The following is a 19,207-nucleotide window of genomic DNA, read 5'->3' as shown; positions in this document are numbered from 1 at the left end:
GCGCTCCCTAGGATGAGACCGTGAGCGATCCGATCGAGCCGGCGATGCGTCCGTCTCCGCCCCTGCCGTCGCTTTCCGCGCCTGCCGCTGCGGCAGCGTACGCACCGCATCCCCCGCCCTCCCCCGGGTACGCCGCGCCATATTCCGCGCCCCGCCCGCCGGCGGCGGGCATCCGCCCTCCGGAGACCGCGCCGTCGGGTGCGGGCCTCGGGCTCGCGGCCCTCGTCCTCGCGGTGCTGGGAACCCTGGGCGCCTCTGTCGTGGGCGCCGCGTCGGCGTGGCAGCTCGGTCTCGCCGCCGGCCGAGGATCGGCAACGGCGCCGATCGATGCCGACTTCGACTGGAGCGTCCTCGCCCCCGTACGCGACTGGGCTCTCGCGGGCGAAGTGTCGCTCTGGGCCGGGACGGCGCTGGGGATCGCGGCGATCGTGTCGGGGATCATCGCGCTCATCACCCGGCGAGGCCGGGTGCCCGGGACCATCGCCGTCGTGGTGGCCGCCCTCGGTCCCGTGGTCTTCTTCGCGGCCGTGGCGGCCACTCTGTCGCTCGGGCTCACCGCCGGTTCGGGGATCGGCGGCTGAGAGCCGGGCCGCGGGATCAGTCCCGCGGTGCGTGGTGCTTCTGCTGCGCCGCGAGGAGCCCCTCGCCCACGAGCTGCTCGACGGCATCCGCGGCATCGCCGATCAGGATGCCCAGCGTCTGGCGTTCCGTGGCGCCGAACGGATCCAGGACCCAGTCGGCGGCATCCTGGCGTCCCGGAGGCCGCCCGATGCCGACCCTCACGCGGGGGAAGTCGGGGGTGTCGAGCGCCTTCGCGACATCGCGCACGCCGTTGTGACCGCCGTGACCACCGCCGACCTTCAGCTTGATCGTGTCGAAGGGGATGTCGAGTTCGTCGTGCACGACGACGACGTGGTCGGCCTCGACCCCGTAGAACTTCGCGAGGCCGGAGGCGGGTCCGCCGGAGACGTTCATGAAGGAGTTGGGCTTGGCGAGGACGAGCTTCGGCCCGCCGGGACGCAGCCACGTCTCGACGACCCGGGCGTTCGCCTTGTGCGCGCGGAACGTCTCGCCCCGACGCGCCGCGAGCTCGTCGACGACGAGCTGACCGACGTTGTGCCGCGTGGTCTCATACCGCGGACCGGGGTTGCCGAGTCCGATGACCAGCCATGTCTCCGCCATGCATCCCTCTCCCTTCTACGCGCGAGACCCTCCCTCTGCATCGAGACCCGCGCGGTGGGCGGGGGTGTCGATGCGGAAGCAGGGTCTCGCGGGACAGCAGGCTTACTCGGCCGCTTCCTCCGACTGCTCGGCGGCGACGGCCGCGTCGGCGTCGGCGATCTCTTCCTCGGCCTCGAGCGTGTCGACCGGGATCGACACGGCGACGACCAGCGTCTCGGGGTCGGCGATGAGCGTGGCGCCCTTGGGCAGGTTGAGGTCGGCGGCCGTGATGTGCGTGCCGTCCTCGAGGCCCTCGACGTCGACCTCGATGCCCTGCGGGATGTTGGTCGCCTCGACCTCGAGCAGGATGCTCGCGGCGTCGAGGTTCACGATCGTGCCGGGGGCCGACTCGCCCACGACGTTGATCGGGATGTCGACCTGGACCTTCTCGCCCTTGCGGACGACGAGGAGGTCGATGTGCTCGATGACCTGGTGCACGGGGTCCTTCTGGACGTCCTTGACCAGCGTGAGCTGCTCCTTGCCGGCGACGTCGAGCTCGAGCACGACGTTGGCGCGGCGGATGAGCAGCGACATCTGGTGACCCGGGAGGGCGACGTGCACGGGGTCGGTGCCGTGGCCGTAGATGACCGCGGGGATCTTGCCGGCGGCGCGGAGGCGACGGGCGTAGCCCTTGCCGAAGTTCTCGCGCAGCTCGGCTGCGACCTTGGTGTCTTCCGACATGATGGTTTCTCCTTGCGGGCCCCTGACGCAGGGACCGGGTGGTGGTCTGGATTCGACTCGAACGCGAGCGCGTGAGGAAAGCCGGGAGCCTGCATCACCGCGTCGATCACGGATGCCTCACCCTGAGACGGACATCCCTCGCCGAAGTTCAGCCTCAAGTCTACCAGCGGGCCCGCTACGATGAAGACGCACGTTTCCCGAGCCCGGAGGACCCCATGTTCGACATCGACGCCGTCACCTCCTCGCACATCCTGCTCTGGATCATCGGCGCCATGACCGCCGTCGGGCTGGTCGGCACCGTCCTGGCCTTCTGGACGATGGGCCGCTCGGCCTACCGCAAGGACTGACGGGCTCTCAGCAGGCTCTCGATCGCCGCCACGACCGCCGTGGCATCTCCGGTGTTGTCCACGACGACGCCCGGCTCGTCGGACTCGAGACCCTCGAGCGCGGCCAGCTGCGACTCCAGGAGCGAAGCCGGCATGAAGTGCTGCCGGGTGCGCATGCGTCCGTCGAGCTCGTCCCGGGTGACGCGCAGCTCGACGAACTGCGCGGCCGGGCACACCGCGAGGATGCGCTCGCGGTAGCGCCGCGCGAGGGCGGAGCAGGCGATGACGCCGCCGCCGTCCAGCGACGACAGCGTCGCGCCGACGACATCGAGCCACGGCATCCGGTCGTCGTCGGCGAGCGGGACGCCGGCCGACATCTTCGCCACGTTCTCCGGCGGATGCAGGTCGTCGGCGTCGACGAAGGGCACCGCGAGGCGAGCGGCGAGAAGGGCGCCCACGAACGACTTGCCCGATCCGCTCGGGCCCATCACCACGATGCAGGCAGGCACGAGACGAACGTAACGCAGCCCGCGGCCCGCAGTAGTGAGGCACTACCCTGGAGGGGATCCCCGCATCCATCGCAAGGAGTACGCGTGCCCTCGAACTCGACCGATCACGACCAGGCCCCGCACCGGGCCGCGACCGCCCACGAGAGCGCACCTGCCGCAGAGGACGTGCCCCGCGAGACCGGCCCCGTCAGCGGAAGCGCTCCCGCATCGGAGGCGGCCGCGTCGGCCAACATCGGCGTCGTCGGCCTCGCTGTGATGGGATCGAACCTCGCCCGCAACCTCGCATCGCGCGAGGGCAACACGGTGGCCGTGTTCAACCGCACGTATGCGAAGACCGACGAGCTCGTCACGGAGCACCCCGAGGCCGGGTTCGTCCCGTCGGAGTCGTACGTGGAGTTCGCGGCGTCGCTGCAGAAGCCGCGCACGGCGATCATCATGGTCAAGGCCGGCCGGGCGACGGATGCCGTCATCGACGAGCTCATGAACGTCTTCGAAGAGGGCGACATCATCGTCGACGGCGGCAACTCGCTGTTCACCGACACCATCCGCCGTGAGAAGGCCGTGCGCGAGCGCGGCTTCAACTTCGTGGGCATGGGCGTCTCGGGCGGTGAGGAGGGCGCCCTCCTCGGGCCGTCGCTGATGCCCGGAGGCCCCGACGAGTCGTGGGTCACGCTCGGCCCGATCCTGCGCTCGATCGCCGCCGTCGCCGAGGGCGAGCCGTGCGTCACGCACGTCGGCCACGACGGCGCCGGCCACTTCGTGAAGATGGTGCACAACGGCATCGAGTACGCCGACATGCAGCTCATCGCCGAGGCCTACGACCTGATCCGCCGCGGCACCGGCAAGAGCCCGGCCGAGATCGCCGACATCTTCGCCGAATGGAACACCGGCGAGCTCGAGTCGTACCTCATCGAGATCACCGCCGAGGTGCTCCGCCAGGTGGATGCCGCCACCGGCCTCCCCCTCGTCGACGTCATCGTCGACCAGGCCGGCGCCAAGGGCACCGGGGCCTGGACGGTGCAGACGGCCCTCTCTCTCGGCGTCCCCGTCTCGGGCATCGCCGAGGCCACGTTCGCCCGGTCGCTGTCGAGCCACCCCGAGCAGCGCGAAGTCTCGCTCGGTCTCCCCGGCCCCGAGCAGTCGCTGTCCGTGGAAGACCCCGACGCGTTCATCGAGCAGGTCCGCCTCGCCCTCTACGCCTCGAAGATCGTCGCGTACTCGCAGGGCTTCGACGAGATCCGCGCGGGTGCGGCCGAGTACGACTGGCAGATCGACCTCGGAGCGATCAGCAAGATCTGGCGCGGGGGCTGCATCATCCGCGCCCAGTTCCTGAACCGCATCGCCGACGCCTACGCGGCCGAGCCCGCCCTGCCGGTGCTGCTCACCGCTCCGTACTTCGTCGAGGCCCTCGGCCGCGCGCAGTCGGCGTGGCGCGACATCGTGCAGGCCGCGGCCGCCTCCGGCATCCCCGCCCCCGCGTTCTCGTCGTCGCTGGCGTACTACGACGGCCTCCGCGCCGAGCGCCTGCCCGCAGCCCTCATCCAGGGCCAGCGCGACTTCTTCGGCGCACACACCTACAAGCGCATCGACAAGCCCGGCACCTTCCACACCCTGTGGTCGGGCGACCGCACCGAGATCGAAGCCGAAGACACGCACTGACCCGGCGTCGCACCCTTCTCGTCCTCGCGACGGCGCTGTATCTCAGCGCCGTCGCGTGGCTGACTCTGCGGCCTTCGCCGTACGACCCCGAGGCCGGCGAACTCCTCGCGTCGGTGCTCGCGGTGCTCGCACGATCTCCGGCGACGGCGTGGATCACGTTCGACGTGGTCGAGTTCGCCGCCAATGTCGCGCTGTTCGTGCCGCTCGGCATCCTGTGCGTCCTGTGGGCCGGCCCACGCCGCTGGTGGATCCCGCCGATCGCAGGACTCGTGCTCAGCGGGACGATCGAACTGAGTCAGGCGCTCTTCCTCGACACCCGCGTCGCGGACGTGCGCGATCTCGCGGCGAACACGCTCGGCGCCGTCATCGGGTTCGCGGTCATGCTGGCCGTCAGAACGGGACGACGTTGTGATTCCTCGAGAAGACGTTCTGCGGATCCCACCGGAGCTTGATGGACGACAGGCGCGCCATCGCCTCGGCCGAGTACATCCGGCCGACGAACGTCGGATCCGTCGTCGTGGTGAAATTGCCGTACACGCCCGCGCCGCGCGCCTCGATCGCATCCCAGTCCGCCGAGATGCGGACGCGGTCGTCGTCGTCGACGAGACCGGGGATGTCGAACGCCCCCGCCATGACGAACCATGTGGCGTCGCGCGCCGGGAACGGCGTCGCGGCGGGTGCGACATCGGCGTACGCACCGCCGAGGGAACGCAGGAACAGCACGGATGCGTCGTTCGACTCCCGGAAGGCTGCGAGTCCGTCGATGACGGCGTCATCGAGGTCGGCGATGAGGGAGTTGCCGCCGATGAAGCCGGGCAACGGCTGATCGGGGTCTGCGGCGGGCTGCTCGAGCAGGATGTCGGGGTAGGCGCAGACGCTCAGACGCGCCTCGCGGACCTCATCGAGCCCGAGGACAGGTGACAACGCCGCGCGCAGGGCGTCGGCGTCAGGGCCGGCCCAGCACGCGGTGATCGTCTTGCCGGCCGGCGCGCTCGGATCCATGGACGGCACGTCCATGTACGTCACCGTCAGATCGCGAGGCGCATCAGACAGCAGAGTGCGGAGCGCCCGGAGCACGGGTCGCGCGTCGCCCTCGACATCGAGCTCGGCGTACGCCACCCCGGGGAGAGGATGAGCGGCGAAGTCGAAGCGCGTCACCACGCCGAAATTGCCCCCGCCCCCGCGGAGCGCCCAGAGCAGTTCGGGATGCTCGGTCTCCGACACCTCGACGACCGCGCCGCTCGAGGTCACGAGCTGGGCTCCCACGAGCTGGTCGGCGGCGAGACCCCACGCCCGCACCATCCACCCGATGCCGCCGCCGAGGGTGAGACCTCCGACCCCGACAGAGGCGGTGTCGCCCGAGCTGAGGCCGAGCGCGTGCGGCGCGAGCGCACGGGCGACTTCGCCCCACACCGCCCCTCCCCCGATCCGCACGACGGGCCTCGTCGCTGCCCCCACGACCTCCACATCGGCGAGCCCGGCGAGGTCGATCATCACCCCGTCGGCGAGCGTGCTCCACGCACTGTGTCCGCCGCCGCGCACGACGACGGCTCGATCCTGTCGCACGGCGAACCGCACCGCTTCGCTGACATCGTCGACCGACGAGACGCGCACGATCGCCTCGGGCGAGCCCGAACCCGCGTGCGACGCGCGCGCCGCATCCCACCCCTCATCGGCGGCCGCGATGATCGACCCGGACACGGCGGCGCGCAGCGCGGAGAGATCCATGCGCCGAAGCTAGCGCCGACTCCCGACATCCGTCCAGGCAGCGAGGGCTAGAGCCAGCCGCGCTTCTTGAACACGAAGTAGAGCGTCGTGCTGGCGGCGACCATGAGCGACAGGGCGAACGGGTAGCCCCACCACTGGTCCAGTTCCGGCATGAACCGGAAGTTCATGCCGTAGATCCCGGCGATGATCGTGGGCGCGAAGCCCACGGCCGCCCACGAGGAGATCTTCTTCACCTGGTCGCTCTGCTCCAGGCTCGTCTCCGTCATGCGCCGCATCTCCTCGTTGCGGGCCTGATCGGCGAGCGTCGCATCCACGGTGAGGGCGTTGTCGAGGGTGTGCCGGAACCCGGAGATGCGGGCCACCAGGTGGCGTGCGCGGTCGTCGAGATCGCGGAAGACCGGCGCATCGGTCCTGCCGGACGCGGCCGCCACGATCTGCTGCAGACGATCGAGCATGTCGACCAGCGGCGATGTCGCGTGCTGCAGATCGATGACCTCGCGCTGCAGTTTGAAGATGCGATGCGACACTCCGACATCGCGGTTGAAGAGCTGCTCCTCGATCTCGTCGATGTCGTTCTCCACACCGTCGGCGACAGGGAGGTAGAGATGCATCATGCTCTCGAGGATCGCCCACAGTCCCGCGTACGAACCCCGGATCAGGACTTCGGGGTGGGCTTCGAGGCGCTCGCGGAGTCGAGGGACGTCCACGACTTCGCTGTCCCCCTCGACGTGCACCGTGACGAGGAAGTCGGGCCCGACGAACACGCCGATCTCGGTGAACTCCACCGTCTCGGACTCGTCGATGTAGCGGGCCGGCTGGAGCACGAGGAAGGTCTGGTCGCCGTAGTGCTCGAGCTTGGCGCGCTGATGGCCGCGCAGACACTCCGAGACGGCGAGCGGATGCAGCAGGAGCAGCTCGCCGACGCGGCGGAGCTCGTCGGCATCGGACTGGTGCAGGCCGATCCACACGACGCCGTGCACGCGGCGCGCCTCGGCGATCGCCTCTTCGGGAGTGAGTCCGCCGGCGACGCGCTCGCCCTTGAGATAGACGCCGGTGTCGATGACTGCCATGCGTGCAACCCTACGGCGGGAAGGTGAGGCGGGCGCGCGAGTAGGGTCGGGAGATGGCCAGCATCCTGTATCTCGGCGGAACCGGTGTCATCAGCCGGGCCTGCGTGCGCCGCTCGCTCGATCTCGGCCACGACGTCTCGATCCTCACCCGCGGGCGATCGAGCCTCGCCGGTCTCGAGGGGGTGAAGACGCTCGTGGGCGACCTGCGCGATCCGGAATCGGTGCGCGCCGCGATCGGGAGCACGTCGTATGACGCCGTCGCGCAGTTCGTCGCCTTCACTCCGGAGCACATCACCCGCGACATCGACGTGTTCGAAGGGCGGACCGGTCAGTACGTCTTCATCAGCTCGGCATCCGCGTATGAGAAGCCGCCGAAGGCACTGCCGATCACCGAGTCGACGCCGCTGCGCAACCCGTTCTGGCAGTACTCGCGCGACAAGATCGCCTGCGAGGATCTGCTCGTCGCCGCCTTCCGGGATCGCGGGTTCCCTGCGACGATCGTGCGGCCGTCGCACACGTACGACCAGACCCACATCCCCACGCTCGGCCAGGGCACCGACATCGAGCGGATGCGGTCCGGCAGGCCCGTGATCGTGCACGGCGACGGCACGACCCAGTGGACGCTCACCCACTCCGACGACGTCGCGGTCGGCATCGCCGGACTCCTGTCGAACCCGCTCGCGATCGGCGAGGCCTTCACGATCACGGGCACCCACGCCCCGACCTGGAACCAGATCTACCGCTGGCTGGCCGAGGCCGCCGGCGCCCCGGATGCCGAGCTCGTGCACGTCTCATCGCAGGCGATCGCCGCGTTCGCTCCCGACCTCGCCGACGGACTCTTGGGCGACAGATCGCACTCGATGGTCTTCGACACGGCGAAGATCACGCAGCTCGTGCCCGACTTCCGCACGACGATCACCTTCGATGAGGGCGCGCGGCGCGTCGTGGCCTGGTACGACGCGCACCCCCACCCGGGCAGCCCGGACAGCTCGACGGACGCGGTCTTCGATCGCCTCGTCGACTACGCGCGGTCGGCCGGCGCCTGACCGCCCACCGCGCTCACCGGGTGCGGGTGATGTCGCGGACCGTGCCCTTCTCGAGTCGCAGCCGACGGGTCGCGCGACGGGCCACGGCGGAGTCGTGGGTCACGACGATCAGCGTCAGGCCCTCGGCGTTCAGCGCCTGCAGCACCGTGAGGATCTCATCGCGCATGCTCTCGTCGAGATTTCCGGTGGGCTCGTCCGCCAGCAGCACACGGGGTCGCTTCACGATCGCGCGGGCGATCGCGACACGCTGCTGCTGACCGCCGGAGAGCTCCCCCGGCCGGTGGTCGGCGCGGTCGTCGAGACCCACGTGCACGAGAGCCTCGGTCACCCGGGCGGCGCGCTCCTGCCGCGACAGTCCGAGCGGCTCGAGCGCCATGTCGACGTTCTCGTGCGCTGTCAGGGTCGGGATGAGGTTGAACCCCTGGAACACGAATCCGATCTCGGTGGCACGGAGGCGTCCGAGCTCGGCGGGCGAGGCCTGGGCGATGTCGGTGCCCGCGAGGAGCACGGAACCGGCCGACGGCCGGTCCAGAGCGCCCAGCAGCTGCAGGAGCGTCGACTTGCCGCCTCCCGTCGGCCCCTGGATCGTGACGAACTCCCCCGCCGCGATGTCGAGATCGACGCCGGTGAGGGCCTTCACGATCCGATCCTTCTGACGGTAGGTGCGGGTCACGCCGGCGAGTCGGTAGATCGGCGCGAGCGGCGCATCCGCCTCGTGGGGGGCGGGGGTCGTGTCGGTGACGGTCATGGCGGGGTCTCCTGTCGGTGCGTGAGGGGTGAGGATGTCGGGGGCGTCCACGGTCAGCCCACCGATCGCAGGGCTTCGGCGGGGCTGAGACGCGCGGCGCGCCATCCGCCGAACGCTCCGGCGACGAGTCCTCCGAGGACGGCGATGCCGACGGCGGCGACGAGGACCCAGATCGTGAGCGGCGCGTGCAGGACGACATCCTGCGCCGTCTGCGTCAACGCCCCGAAGCCGCCTCCGCCGAATCCGCCCCCGCCGGGTCCGCCTTCGCCGGGCGCCCCCGGCGTCGTCGGCGACGCGGAGATCGTGGGCGATGTCAGATTGATGATCCAGATGCCGGCGAGTCCGATCACGAGGCCGGCAGCCCCGCCGAGGAGTCCCTGCACGACCGACTCTCCGGCGACCTGACCCACGACGCGGCCGTTGGACCAGCCGATCGCCTTGAGGGTGCCGAACTCGCGCGTGCGGCGCGAGACGCCCGACGTGGTGAAGAGCACGGCGAGGGCGAGCGCCACGGCGAGCACGATCAACGACAGCCAGGTGCCGAGGTTCGAGACGAGCGACGACGCGCTCGACAGCGATCCCGAGACATCGGCAGCGAGGTCGGACTGCGAGCTCACGGTCGCGTCCGGCAGCTCGGCCGCGATCGCCGCCTGCACAGCGGCGATGTCGCTGGCGGAAGCGGCCTGGACGTACACGGTCGAGATCACGTCGCCCGCGCCCGAGATCGACTGCGCGACGTCGAGCGGGATGTACGCATTCGCGGCGGTGTCGGCCTCGCTCGAGGTCGATGAGACGAGGCCGACGACCTCCATCGCCGTGCCGCCGACGTCGATCGTGTCTCCGACGCCGATCTCGGCGCCGGCAGCGTAGGTCGCGTCGAGCACGGCCACGTTCTGCCCCGCGTCGTCGGCGTCGAGCCCGCGCCCTTCGGTCAGCGTGACCGCCGACAGGGGGCCGACCGCGTCGGCCGCCGGGTCGATGCCGAGCACCGTGAACGCATCCACGTCGAACGCCCCACCCCCGAAGCCGCCGCCCTGGGTCTGATCGCCGCCGGCGCCCGGCGCGGCCGGCGCCTCGCCGTCGGCCGGTCGCTGCGGCAGTTCGCCCGAGAACGTCGTGTTCGTCAGGCTGAGCGCGCCGGATGCCGCGGCCACCCCGTCGATCCCGGCGACCGTCTCCAGCGTCGAGGCGTCCAGCGTGCCTCGGAGGAGGTCGGTCACCAGACGCGACTGACTCAGGCTCGTCGTGCCGTCGTCGGTCGTGGTTCCGCCGTCCTCGTCGAACTCGAACCGCGGACCCCCGCCCTCGCCCGGCTCCACCGCCGCGCCCGAGACGGTCAGGTCGGTGCCGACCCCGTAGACCGACTCGAGGGCCTGCGCTTGCGCGTCGCGCACGCCGGTCGAGAGCGAGTTCACGATGATGACGAGGGCGATCGCGATCGCGAGACCTGCCGCGACGATGATCGTCTGCTTCTTTCGGCCGGCGAGTTCGCGGCGCAGATAGGTGAAGTACATGGGACCGAACGTAGGGACCGCGGCAATGCGGGACCGTGGAGGAAGCTATGGAAACGGTATGCGCGCGACTCACAGACGACGCATAGCCTCCTCCATAGGAAGCACATAGGAACCGGCGCACAATGGACCCATGACCGCCACCGCGCCCGCCCCCGCCCTCCACCGTCCCGACGGCTCGGCCCTTCGCGTGCTCGTCGTCGACGACGAGCAGATGCTCACCGACCTGCTCTCGATGGCGCTGCGCATGGAGGGGTGGGAGGTCAAGACCGCGGCATCCGGATTCCAGGCTCTGCAGGCTGCACGGGACTTCGATCCCGACGCGATGGTGCTCGACATCATGATGCCCGACCTCGACGGCATGGCGGTGCTGCAGCGGCTGCGCCAGTCGGGCAACGACGTGCCGGTGCTGTTCCTCACCGCGAAGGACTCCGTCGGCGACCGCGTCGCCGGTCTCACCGCGGGCGGCGACGACTACGTCACGAAGCCCTTCAGCCTCGAAGAGGTCGTGGCGCGGCTGCGCGGTCTCATGCGCCGAGCGGGCACGGCGCTCGCAAGCGACGCCGAGCCGATCCTGCGCGTCGCCGATCTGTCGCTCAACGAAGACAGCCACGAGGTCGAGCGGTCGGGCCGCGAGATCGAGCTGACCGCCACCGAGTTCGAGCTGCTGCGCTACCTCATGCGCAACCAGCGCCGCGTCGTGTCGAAGGCGCAGATCCTCGACCGCGTGTGGAACTACGATTTCGGCGGCCGCTCCTCGGTCGTGGAGCTCTACATCTCCTACCTGCGCAAGAAGATCGATCAGGGGGGCGAGCCGCTCATCCACACCGTCCGCGGCGTCGGATACATGATCAAAGCACCCCAGTGACCACCGACGCCCTCGCCCCGTCCGCGCGCCCCGGCCGCCGTCCATGGAGCCTCCAGGCGCGGCTCATGGTGACGATCACCGGCGCGGTCGCCCTCATCCTCCTCGGCGTCGCCCTCGCGATGAGCACGGTCCTCTCGAACGTCCTGCAGGAGAACCTCAACGCGCGGTTGAACACGACGGCGCAGGAGACCGGCCAGTCGCTGTTCGAGCTCCAGGGCGGACCGTTCGGCCAGTCCGTGGCGCTGACCGCGGCCGACGTGCTCGGCGAGGGCCGCCAGGCCTCCGGAGCGCTCCTCGTTCTCCGCTCGTCGAGCGGAGCCGACACGGGCGCGATCGTCGACGGCGACACGATCACCGAGCTCACGCCGCGGCAGATCGCCCAGGTGCTCGCGGGACCGCAGGAGGCCGACCGGTCCACCGTGACGGTCGACGGACTGGGCGAGTACCGCGTCGGAGCGTTCCAGTCGCAGAACTACGTCGCCTTCGTCGGGCTCTCGCTGAGTGAAGTGCAGAGCACGATCACCCAGCTCATCACGACCGTGCTGCTGGTCACCGCGGGCGGGCTCCTGATCCTCGGGGCCGCGATCGCCCTCGTGATCCGGGCGGGTCTGAAGCCGCTGCGCGCCGTCGCCGACACCGCGACGCGCGTGGCATCCGTCCCCATGTCGGAGGGCGCAGTCTCGATCAACGAGCGCGTCCCGGATGCCGAGGCCGACGATCGCACCGAGATCGGCCGGGTCGGACACGCGCTGAACACGCTCCTCGACCATGTCGACGCGTCGCTCGATGCGCGCCAGCGCAACGAGGAGCGGATGCGGCGCTTCGTCGCCGATGCGAGCCACGAGCTGCGGACCCCCCTCGCTTCGATCCGAGGCTACTCGGAGCTGTCGCTCCGCGCGCTCCGGCAGGGCGAGACCACCGTCGTGGAGACGACCGAGCAGTCGCTCGAGCGCATCCAGGCGCAGTCGCTGCGGATGACCAGGCTCGTCGAGGATCTGCTGCTGCTCGCGCGCCTCGACGAGGGTCAGGAGCTCGTGTACGGAACCGTCGACCTCACCCGCCTCGCGATGGAGGCCGTCGGCGACGCGGTCGTCGCCGGCCCCGACCACACGTGGGGTCTCGACGCCGAGGAGGCCCCCGTCCTGCTGGCGGGCGATACGGCGCGTCTGCACCAGGTCGCGGCGAACCTCCTCGCGAACGCCCGCACGCACACCCCGGCGGGGACGACCGTGGCGGTCAGCGTGCTCCAGGACGGGACGGATGCCGTGCTCCGCGTGCACGACGACGGCCCCGGTGTCGACCCGGCCGTGCAGGACGAGCTGTTCGAGCGCTTCTCCCGCGCCGACCGCTCCCGCGCACGCAAGACCGGCGGCACGGGTCTGGGCCTGTCGATCGCCCGCGCGATCGTCGAGGCGCATGGCGGCTCGATCTCCGTGCGCAGCACCCCGGGCGACACGACGTTCGAGGTGCGGCTGCCCGCGAAACCGGCTCCCCCGGAATCCGGATCCCCGGCGGCTCAGTAGCCCGAGAAGGCGTCCGTCGTGATCGAACGCGCTCGCTCCAGGGCCGGCGCGAGTTCGGCGATGAGGCCCGGCGGGCCGGAGATGTAGGCGTGCCGGGAGGCGATGTCGGGCACGACCCGGAGGAGTCCCTCGGCATCGAGCCGCACTCCCTGCGCCCACAGCCAGTGCGACGGGAGGTCCTGGGGGCGATCGCGCGTGAACACCACCACGGACACGCCGGACGCCTCGAGGTCGTCGCGGAACGCCAGCTCGGATGCCTCCGAGGCGACGTAGACGACCACCACGTCGCGATCCTCGCGGCCGAGGGTCGCCTGTCGCAGCTGCGACACGAACGGCGTGATGCCGATCCCGGCCGCGACCATGAGGACGGGGCTCATCGACCGCTTGGGGAGCACGAAGTCGCCCCACACGCCCGTGACGGCCAGGTCGCTGCCCGCCGACACCGCCGCGAGGGCTTTCTTGTACGAACTCTGCGGCTTCGCGCTCGGCGAGCCCGACTCGCGGAACGCGATGCGCAGGAGCGGCAGGTCTTCCGGGGCCGACGCGATGCTGAATTCGCGGCGGGTGCCGCGGGCATCCGGCCGGTGATGGGGCACGTCGAGCTCGAGGTACTGGCCGGGCGTGAAGGCGAGCGGGCGATGGGTGCGGAACGTCAGCTGCTTCACGGTGGGCGTCAGCTGATCGCGGGACTCGAGGGTGAGCTTCACCGCGGCGCGCAACGAGAACGCGAACGCGACGAGGTTGCCGATCAGCAACGCCCGCTCCTGGCCGAGACTGATCTCGCCGATGTCGATCGGGAAGCCCGCGAGCACGCCGACGACCCCGGCCACCAGGAACTGCTGCCAGCGCCGCGGGGGCAGCGTGAGCGGCTCGGACAGCATGAACGCGCCGAGGAACAGGAACGGCGACGACCAGAGGATCTGCCAGAACAGCGACATCCCGTCGAAGGGCACGCCGGCGTCCTGGTACTGCGCGGAGGTGCGCAGCACCGCCACCGCCACCGCGACGACGAGGAACACGAGCACGACCCGGAGCTTCTCGGTACGCCACAGCACCGCGAGACCGGCGAGCACGACGGGCACGGCGAGGACGGGGGTGCCGACCCACCAGGCGGACGATCCGAGGCCCGGGAGCCAGATGCTCAGCACCGTGACCAGGGTCGCGCCGACAGCGGCCGGATTGAAGATGTGGCGGCCGCGCCACGCGAGGACGTATTTGGAGAGCGACGCCGCGACGCCCGCGAGGGCGATGCCGGCGAGCCCGGCGAGGTCGAGAGTCGGACGCAGCACGAAGAGGAGGATGTGGGCCGTGATGAGCGATGACTCGATGCGCCAGGGCAGGTGCAGGAGGCGCTGCGCCACGGCATCCACCAGCGTGCACGAGGCCGCGAGCACGATCAGCGTCACGATGAGCTCGAGCGGACCGGGCGCGATGAGGCCGAAGAACGACACCGCGAACGAGATCATGGCGAGCCCGCCGAGGCTGAGCAGCGCGAGGCGGTACATCGACACGCGGCCGAGCACGGCGAAGACGCGGTTCCAGAGGGCGGTGAAGGACGCTCCCACGGTCAGACCGCCTGCAGCCGCTCGGGGGCGCCCTCGGGGAGGGTGACCCGGATGCCGTCTCCCGGGCGCACCGCGCCGCCGCGGACGACGATCGACATGACGCCGGCGAGGCGGACGGTCTGTCCGGCGTCGTCGACGTAGACGAGCTCCTTCATGAGACCCTCCGAGAGTCCGTTGATCTGCGTGCACGGATTGCGAAGACCCGTGATCTCGACCACGGCATCGGCTCCGAGGTGCACGCGGGCTCCCCGCGGCAGGCCGAGCAGGTCGATTCCGGCCGTCGTGATGTTCTCGCCGAGCTGGCCGGGCGCCACGGCATGCCCGCGATGCTCTGCGAGGTCGAACAGCTCCGAATGGATGAGGTGCACCTGACGCAGATTCGCGGCCTCCGGATCGCGCCGGAGCCGCGAGAGGTGCTGCACGGTGGGTCCGCCGTGCGCGTCGCCCTCGACTCCCCAGCCTTCGACGAGCACGATCTCCTCGGCCAGAGGCTTGCTGAATCGGTGGGCGCGGTCGCGTGCGACGGCGACGACGTGCGGTTCGTCGGTGTCGAAGGTCATGGGATCCACGCTAGCCGTCGTCAGCGCCTCGGGATCACGGTCCGGATGCCGTGAACAGCGTCGCGGTCGACGCCGGCGAGTACTCGACACGGCCGTCGGACAGCATCCGGACCCACTCGACGCCCCAGTCGTGGGCGAGCCGCGCACCGCCGTCGAAGAACAGCGCAGTGGCGATCGCATCGGCCCGCATCGCCGTCGGGGCGACCGCCCACGCGGCGACGATCGTCCGCACGGGCTGACCCGTTCGGGCATCGAGCACGTGGTGGAGGGTCTCCCCCGTCGCCGACGGCCACGCGCGCCGGTTGGACGCCGATGCGCAGAGAGCGGCATCCGTCACCTCCACGACGCCGATCGCACGCCGCGCGTCGAAGGGATGCTCGAGACCGATGCGGTGCGGCCCGCCCCGCACGGCGATGTCGCCGCCGGCGTCGACGACGACGTCGCCGGGAACGGCGGCCGCCACGACACCGAGCACGAGATCGACGAGCCGGCCCTTGCCGAGCGCCCCGACGTCGATGACGGCCGGCTCGCGGAGCGTGAGCAGGCCGTCGTCCACGGCGAGCAGGTCGCGGGGCGCGGGCTCCGCGCCGCCGTCGACGAGCGAGTACGACGCGTCGTATCCGCGTCGCTCGAGCACCGACCCCACCAGGGGGTTCACGGCTCCGCCGGTGGCCGCAGACAGGTCTCCGTACGCCGCGAGCATGTCTTCGGCATCGCGGGGTGCGGGCACCGCGCCCGCACCCCGCGCGAGCGCCGAGACCAGTGAGTCGGATCGGAATCGCGACCACTCCCGGTCGAAGGCGTCGATGTCCTCCGTCACCGCGGAGCGGACGGCGCCGTCGAGGGGCGCGGCCGTCTCGATCTCCCAGACCGTGCCGATCGCGTCGAAGCGCCAGACCGACGCCGTCACGTCACGCCGCCGCTTCCGCCTTGATCGCTTCGATCGCCTCGTTGAAGCCGCCGCTCGTGAGCGACGACCCCGCGACGCGGCTCACCGAGATGTCGTCGATGTCCTGACCCACCACGACCTCCTCGATACCGCCGATGAACTGGCCCTGGTACTGCTCGGACTCCCGCTTGGTCGGGTTGCCCGTCACCTCGACGGCGGTGATGACATCGTCTTCCAGGGTGACGGTGACACTGATCTCCTCGACCGATTCGGGCGTCGCGTACGATCCCTCGGCCGTGTAGGTGCCGTCGGTGTAGGGACCGCCGGTGGTCGCGTCGGTGCCAGATCCCGCGTCGGCGGTCGACTCGGCGTCCGCCCTGGGGGTCGTGGCGCAGCCCGCGAGGGTGAGCATGCCGGCGACGCCGAGCATGGCGGCTCCGGTGCGGACGGGGCGGGGCACGGCGGTGGTGCGGATCATGAGAGGTCCTCCTTCTGCGGTTCCTCGCTGCGAGGTGGTCTCCACGCTAGAGACCGAGAGCGAACGCGAGGTCGATATGTCCTATGAACCCGCTATGAATGCAGACGCATGGATGCGGCCACCTCGCGGCGCCGTCGGAGCGCCTTGAGGCCTTCCACGGCGAGGAACACCACGACCGACAGCACGAGCGGCAGCACCCACCCCCACACGGTCAGCGGGCGCGATCCGAACAGGTCGTTCATGAACGGCGCGTAGGTGTAGACGACCTGCAGCACGACGAGCGCGATCGCCGACCACCAGATCACCCTGTTGCCCTTGAGCACGTCGAGGGTGAGGCTCGACCGCGACATGAACCGGCAGTTGAACAGGTACGCGAGCTGTCCGAGTGCCAGCATCATCACGGCCTCGGTGCGGGCGTACTCGATGTCGATTCCGGCCCCGACGACGCTGTAGAAGACGCCGAGCGTCGCACCGCCGATGATGAGCGACACGAGCAGCACGAAGCCCAACTCGCTGCCGTTGATGATGCCGCCGCTGTTCCTGCGCGGCGGACGCGTCATGATGCCGCGCTCGGCGGGCTCGTACGCGAGCGCGAGCGACAGGGTGACGGCGGTGATCATGTTGACCCACAGCACCTGCACGGGCGTGAGCGGCAGCGCGAGACCGAACACGATCGCCACGAGGATGACGAGCGACTGCGCTCCGTTGGTCGGTAGAAGGAAGACGATCGACTTGCGGAGGTTGTCGTAGATGCGACGGCCTTCGCGGATGGCCGAGCGGATCGTGGCGAAGTTGTCGTCGGCGAGCACGATCTCGGCGGCTTCCTTCGTCGCCTCGGTGCCCTTGATGCCCATCGCGATGCCCACGTTCGCGCGGGTCAGGGCGGGCGCGTCGTTGACGCCGTCGCCGGTCATGGCGACGACCTCCCCGTGCGACTGCAGCGCGCGGACGATCCGGATCTTGTGCTCGGGGCTCGTGCGTGCGTACACGTCGACGTCCTGGACGACGGCCTTCAGCTGGTCCTGGCTGAGGGCCTCGAGCTCGGCGCCCGTGAGCACCCGCACGTCGTCGTCCTGAGGCACCAAGCCCATCTCGCGCGCGATCGCGAGGGCGGTGCCCGCGTGGTCGCCGGTGATCATCTTCACGCGGATGCCGGCCGTGTGGCAGTCCGCGATGGCCTCGATCGCCTCGGGGCGGGGCGGATCGACGATCCCCCAGAGGCCCAGGAACTCGAGGTCGACCAGGTCGTCGATCGCGACGGAGTCGGTCTCGGAGCGCACGGGCTTGCGGGCGGCGGCGAGCACGCGCAGACCCTGACTGCTCAGCGCGTCGATCTCCGCCTCCCACCGCACGATGTCGAGCGGCTCGGCGCCGTTCGCGCCGCGCTGGGTCAGCGAGCGCTCCAGCAGGCGATCCGGCGCACCCTTCACGAGCAGCGCACGCGAGCCACCGGACCCATCGTTGAGCGTCGCCATGAACTTGTTCGCGGAGTCGAACGGCAGCACCCCGATCCGGGTGCCGGATGCCTCGACCCCGCCCTTCTTCGCCGCGACCTTCAGCGCGCCCTCCGTGGGCTCGCCGACGAGCGTCCAGCGGGCGGTCCCTGAGCCTGTCGACGGGTCCTCCACGATGTGGGCGTCGTTGCAGAGCGTCGCCACCGAGAGGATCGCGGCCAGATCCGCGCCGGCCGTCGCTCCCTGCAGTGGCCGTATCGCCCCCGCCGGGTCGTAGCCGAGACCCGACACGTCGTACGCGGCCACGGGGGTGACGATCGTCCGCACGGTCATCTCGTTCTTGGTGAGCGTGCCGGTCTTGTCGGAGCAGACCGTCGTCACCGAGCCGAGTGCCTCGACGGCCGGCAGCTTGCGGGTGATCGCGTTGCGCTTCGCCATCTGCTGCACGCCGATGGCGAGGGTGATGGTCACGAGCGCCGGAAGACCCTCGGGGATCGCCGCGACGGCGAAGCCGATCGTCGCCGAGATCAGCTCGGCGAACGGCATCCCGTGCAGGTAGCGGCCGATCGCGAGCATGAGCACCGCCATGCCCAGGATCACGAGGGTCAGCACGCGACCGAAGCCGTCGAGCTGCTTCGTCAGAGGCGTGTCGAGCGACCCCGCTTCGCCGACGAGGCTCTGGATCTTGCCGATCTCGGTGCCGACTCCGGTGCCCGTCACGATGCCGCGTCCCTGACCGGCCGACACGATCGTGCCGGAGAACGCCATCGAGGAGCGATCGCCGACACCGGCATCGGCGAACACGGAGTCGATGTCCTTCGACGACGGCACCGACTCCCCCGTCAGGGCCGACTCGTCGATGCGGAACTGGCTGGCCTGGATCAGCCGCACATCGGCCGGCACCTTGTCGCCCGGCATGAGGCGCACGACGTCTCCCGGCACCAGGTCGGCCGCGGGAACCGTGCCCCACGATCCGTCGCGCCGCACGGATGCGTCGGCGGAGAGCATGCCCCGGATGCCGGCGAGTGCCTTCTCGGCGCGCCCCTCCTGCAGATAGCCGATGACGGCGTTGATGAGGGCGACCGCCATGATGACCCAGAAGTCCAGCCAGTCGCCCATGATCGCCTTGATCGCGGCAGCGCCCAGCAGGATGTAGATCAGCGTGTCGTTGAAGTGCGACAAGAACCGCAGGATCGCCGGCTTGCGCTTCGGCTCCGGAAGCAGGTTGAGTCCGGCGACGGCGAGCCGGGCGGATGCCTCGGCGCTCGTGAGCCCGCCCGTGTCCGTGCGGAGCTGCGACTCGAGCTCCTCGACGTCGAGCGCGTGCGGGCGGGCGACGGTCAGCGCGGCATCCGTCAGCGAGGCCATGGC

General features: G+C 70.5%; 19 protein-coding genes. 7 read left to right on the top strand and 12 right to left on the bottom strand.

All coding sequences use genetic code 11. The features are described 5' to 3' along the window. The first annotated feature begins 20 nt into the window (after positions 1–20). Positions 21–581 (top strand): hypothetical protein, encoded by a 561-nt coding sequence (locus B0B14_RS03960; protein WP_076680196.1) that lies wholly within the window; start codon positions 21–23, stop codon positions 579–581. Positions 582–597: 16 nt separating this feature from the next. Here B0B14_RS03960 and pth read toward each other — a convergent pair whose 3' ends face one another. Both pth and B0B14_RS03950 read right to left on the bottom strand, forming a co-directional pair. Then, positions 598–1,182 (bottom strand): aminoacyl-tRNA hydrolase, encoded by a 585-nt coding sequence (gene pth, locus B0B14_RS03955; RefSeq protein ID WP_076680195.1) that lies wholly within the window; start codon positions 1,180–1,182, stop codon positions 598–600. A gap of 102 nt (positions 1,183–1,284) precedes the next feature. After that, positions 1,285–1,902: a 50S ribosomal protein L25/general stress protein Ctc gene (locus tag B0B14_RS03950; protein WP_076680194.1), complete on the bottom strand. Its 618-nt coding sequence runs from the start codon at positions 1,900–1,902 to the stop codon at positions 1,285–1,287. A gap of 215 nt (positions 1,903–2,117) precedes the next feature. Here B0B14_RS03950 and B0B14_RS16710 point away from each other — a divergent pair, with 215 nt between their 5' ends. Further along, positions 2,118–2,249: a hypothetical protein gene (locus B0B14_RS16710; RefSeq protein ID WP_256714247.1), complete on the top strand. Its 132-nt coding sequence runs from the start codon at positions 2,118–2,120 to the stop codon at positions 2,247–2,249. Here the strand turns inward: B0B14_RS16710 and B0B14_RS03945 are convergent. Beyond that, positions 2,234–2,716 carry a gluconokinase gene (locus tag B0B14_RS03945; RefSeq protein WP_076680193.1) on the bottom strand — a complete coding sequence of 161 codons (483 nt, stop codon included), beginning with the start codon at positions 2,714–2,716 and terminating at the stop codon, positions 2,234–2,236. The genes B0B14_RS16710 and B0B14_RS03945 overlap by 16 nt on opposite strands. 186 nt (positions 2,717–2,902) lie before the next feature. Here B0B14_RS03945 and gndA point away from each other — a divergent pair, with 186 nt between their 5' ends. Continuing rightward, the gene (gene gndA, locus B0B14_RS03940; RefSeq protein WP_256714336.1) at positions 2,903–4,396 is read left to right on the top strand and encodes an NADP-dependent phosphogluconate dehydrogenase; all 1,494 of its coding nucleotides are present in this window, start codon (positions 2,903–2,905) and stop codon (positions 4,394–4,396) included. Continuing rightward, positions 4,351–4,848: a VanZ family protein gene (locus tag B0B14_RS03935; RefSeq protein WP_256714246.1), complete on the top strand. Its 498-nt coding sequence runs from the start codon at positions 4,351–4,353 to the stop codon at positions 4,846–4,848. Before gndA ends, B0B14_RS03935 begins: the two co-directional genes overlap by 46 nt. On the opposite strand, the gene B0B14_RS03930 is transcribed toward B0B14_RS03935, so the two are convergent. Both B0B14_RS03930 and B0B14_RS03925 read right to left on the bottom strand, forming a co-directional pair. Then, positions 4,787–6,124 carry an FAD-binding oxidoreductase gene (locus B0B14_RS03930; RefSeq protein ID WP_076680191.1) on the bottom strand — a complete coding sequence of 446 codons (1,338 nt, stop codon included), beginning with the start codon at positions 6,122–6,124 and terminating at the stop codon, positions 4,787–4,789. The genes B0B14_RS03935 and B0B14_RS03930 overlap by 62 nt on opposite strands. 47 nt (positions 6,125–6,171) lie before the next feature. Beyond that, positions 6,172–7,194 carry a magnesium and cobalt transport protein CorA gene (locus B0B14_RS03925; RefSeq protein WP_076680190.1) on the bottom strand — a complete coding sequence of 341 codons (1,023 nt, stop codon included), beginning with the start codon at positions 7,192–7,194 and terminating at the stop codon, positions 6,172–6,174. Positions 7,195–7,247: 53 nt separating this feature from the next. Between B0B14_RS03925 and B0B14_RS03920 the strand changes: the two genes are divergently transcribed. Beyond that, positions 7,248–8,240: an SDR family oxidoreductase gene (locus B0B14_RS03920; RefSeq protein ID WP_076680189.1), complete on the top strand. Its 993-nt coding sequence runs from the start codon at positions 7,248–7,250 to the stop codon at positions 8,238–8,240. 13 nt (positions 8,241–8,253) lie between these two features. Here the strand turns inward: B0B14_RS03920 and B0B14_RS03915 are convergent, their stop codons facing one another. Next, a complete protein-coding gene (locus tag B0B14_RS03915; protein WP_179085262.1) occupies positions 8,254–8,988 on the bottom strand; it encodes an ABC transporter ATP-binding protein in 735 nt (244 codons plus the stop codon). 53 nt (positions 8,989–9,041) lie between these two features. Continuing rightward, complete coding sequence (locus B0B14_RS03910) at positions 9,042–10,502, bottom strand: ABC transporter permease (protein WP_076680188.1); 1,461 nt, start codon at positions 10,500–10,502, stop codon at positions 9,042–9,044. A 130-nt stretch (positions 10,503–10,632) separates the two neighbouring features. Between B0B14_RS03910 and B0B14_RS03905 the strand changes: the two genes are divergently transcribed. Both B0B14_RS03905 and B0B14_RS03900 read left to right on the top strand, forming a co-directional pair. After that, entirely contained in the window at positions 10,633–11,367 is a 735-nt protein-coding gene (locus B0B14_RS03905) for a response regulator transcription factor (protein WP_076680187.1), read from the top strand. Beyond that, positions 11,364–12,890, top strand: coding sequence for a sensor histidine kinase (locus tag B0B14_RS03900; protein WP_372236630.1), 1,527 nt, complete (start codon positions 11,364–11,366; stop codon positions 12,888–12,890). The genes B0B14_RS03905 and B0B14_RS03900 overlap by 4 nt, the downstream gene beginning before the upstream one ends. On the opposite strand, the gene B0B14_RS03895 is transcribed toward B0B14_RS03900, so the two are convergent. The 5 genes from B0B14_RS03895 to B0B14_RS03875 form a co-directional block, all read right to left on the bottom strand. Further along, complete coding sequence (locus tag B0B14_RS03895; protein ID WP_076680186.1) at positions 12,884–14,455, bottom strand: FAD-dependent oxidoreductase; 1,572 nt, start codon at positions 14,453–14,455, stop codon at positions 12,884–12,886. The genes B0B14_RS03900 and B0B14_RS03895 overlap by 7 nt on opposite strands. 2 nt (positions 14,456–14,457) lie before the next feature. After that, entirely contained in the window at positions 14,458–15,015 is a 558-nt protein-coding gene (locus B0B14_RS03890) for an MOSC domain-containing protein (protein WP_076680185.1), read from the bottom strand. A gap of 34 nt (positions 15,016–15,049) precedes the next feature. Further along, entirely contained in the window at positions 15,050–15,925 is an 876-nt protein-coding gene (locus B0B14_RS03885) for an FAD:protein FMN transferase (RefSeq protein WP_076680184.1), read from the bottom strand. 1 nt (position 15,926) lies between these two features. Beyond that, a complete protein-coding gene (locus tag B0B14_RS03880) occupies positions 15,927–16,382 on the bottom strand; it encodes an FMN-binding protein (RefSeq protein ID WP_076680183.1) in 456 nt (151 codons plus the stop codon). A 92-nt stretch (positions 16,383–16,474) separates the two neighbouring features. Next, complete coding sequence (locus B0B14_RS03875) at positions 16,475–19,204, bottom strand: cation-translocating P-type ATPase (protein WP_076680182.1); 2,730 nt, start codon at positions 19,202–19,204, stop codon at positions 16,475–16,477. Between the last annotated feature and the right edge of the window lie 3 nt (positions 19,205–19,207).

This window comes from Microbacterium sp. RU33B, assembly GCF_900155915.1.
Lineage (GTDB): Bacteria > Actinomycetota > Actinomycetes > Actinomycetales > Microbacteriaceae > Microbacterium.
The sequence above is the reverse complement of the archived record's forward strand: the minus strand, read 5'-3'. Positions and strand labels throughout refer to the sequence as shown.

Excerpts from the sequence above, each read along its gene's own strand:
- pth (WP_076680195.1), bottom strand. The coding sequence starts at position 1,182 with ATGGCGGAGACATGGCTGGTCATCGGACTCGGCAACCCCGGTCCGCGG.
- B0B14_RS03950 (WP_076680194.1), bottom strand. The coding sequence starts at position 1,902 with ATGTCGGAAGACACCAAGGTCGCAGCCGAGCTGCGCGAGAACTTCGGC.
- B0B14_RS16710 (WP_256714247.1), top strand. The coding sequence starts at position 2,118 with ATGTTCGACATCGACGCCGTCACCTCCTCGCACATCCTGCTCTGGATC.
- B0B14_RS03945 (WP_076680193.1), bottom strand. The coding sequence starts at position 2,716 with ATGGGCCCGAGCGGATCGGGCAAGTCGTTCGTGGGCGCCCTTCTCGCC.
- B0B14_RS03930 (WP_076680191.1), bottom strand. The coding sequence starts at position 6,124 with ATGGATCTCTCCGCGCTGCGCGCCGCCGTGTCCGGGTCGATCATCGCG.
- B0B14_RS03925 (WP_076680190.1), bottom strand. The coding sequence starts at position 7,194 with ATGGCAGTCATCGACACCGGCGTCTATCTCAAGGGCGAGCGCGTCGCC.
- B0B14_RS03920 (WP_076680189.1), top strand. The coding sequence starts at position 7,248 with ATGGCCAGCATCCTGTATCTCGGCGGAACCGGTGTCATCAGCCGGGCC.
- B0B14_RS03915 (WP_179085262.1), bottom strand. The coding sequence starts at position 8,988 with ATGACCGTCACCGACACGACCCCCGCCCCCCACGAGGCGGATGCGCCG.
- B0B14_RS03910 (WP_076680188.1), bottom strand. The coding sequence starts at position 10,502 with ATGTACTTCACCTATCTGCGCCGCGAACTCGCCGGCCGAAAGAAGCAG.
- B0B14_RS03905 (WP_076680187.1), top strand. The coding sequence starts at position 10,633 with ATGACCGCCACCGCGCCCGCCCCCGCCCTCCACCGTCCCGACGGCTCG.
- B0B14_RS03890 (WP_076680185.1), bottom strand. The coding sequence starts at position 15,015 with ATGACCTTCGACACCGACGAACCGCACGTCGTCGCCGTCGCACGCGAC.
- B0B14_RS03880 (WP_076680183.1), bottom strand. The coding sequence starts at position 16,382 with ATGATCCGCACCACCGCCGTGCCCCGCCCCGTCCGCACCGGAGCCGCC.
- B0B14_RS03875 (WP_076680182.1), bottom strand. The coding sequence starts at position 19,204 with ATGGCCTCGCTGACGGATGCCGCGCTGACCGTCGCCCGCCCGCACGCG.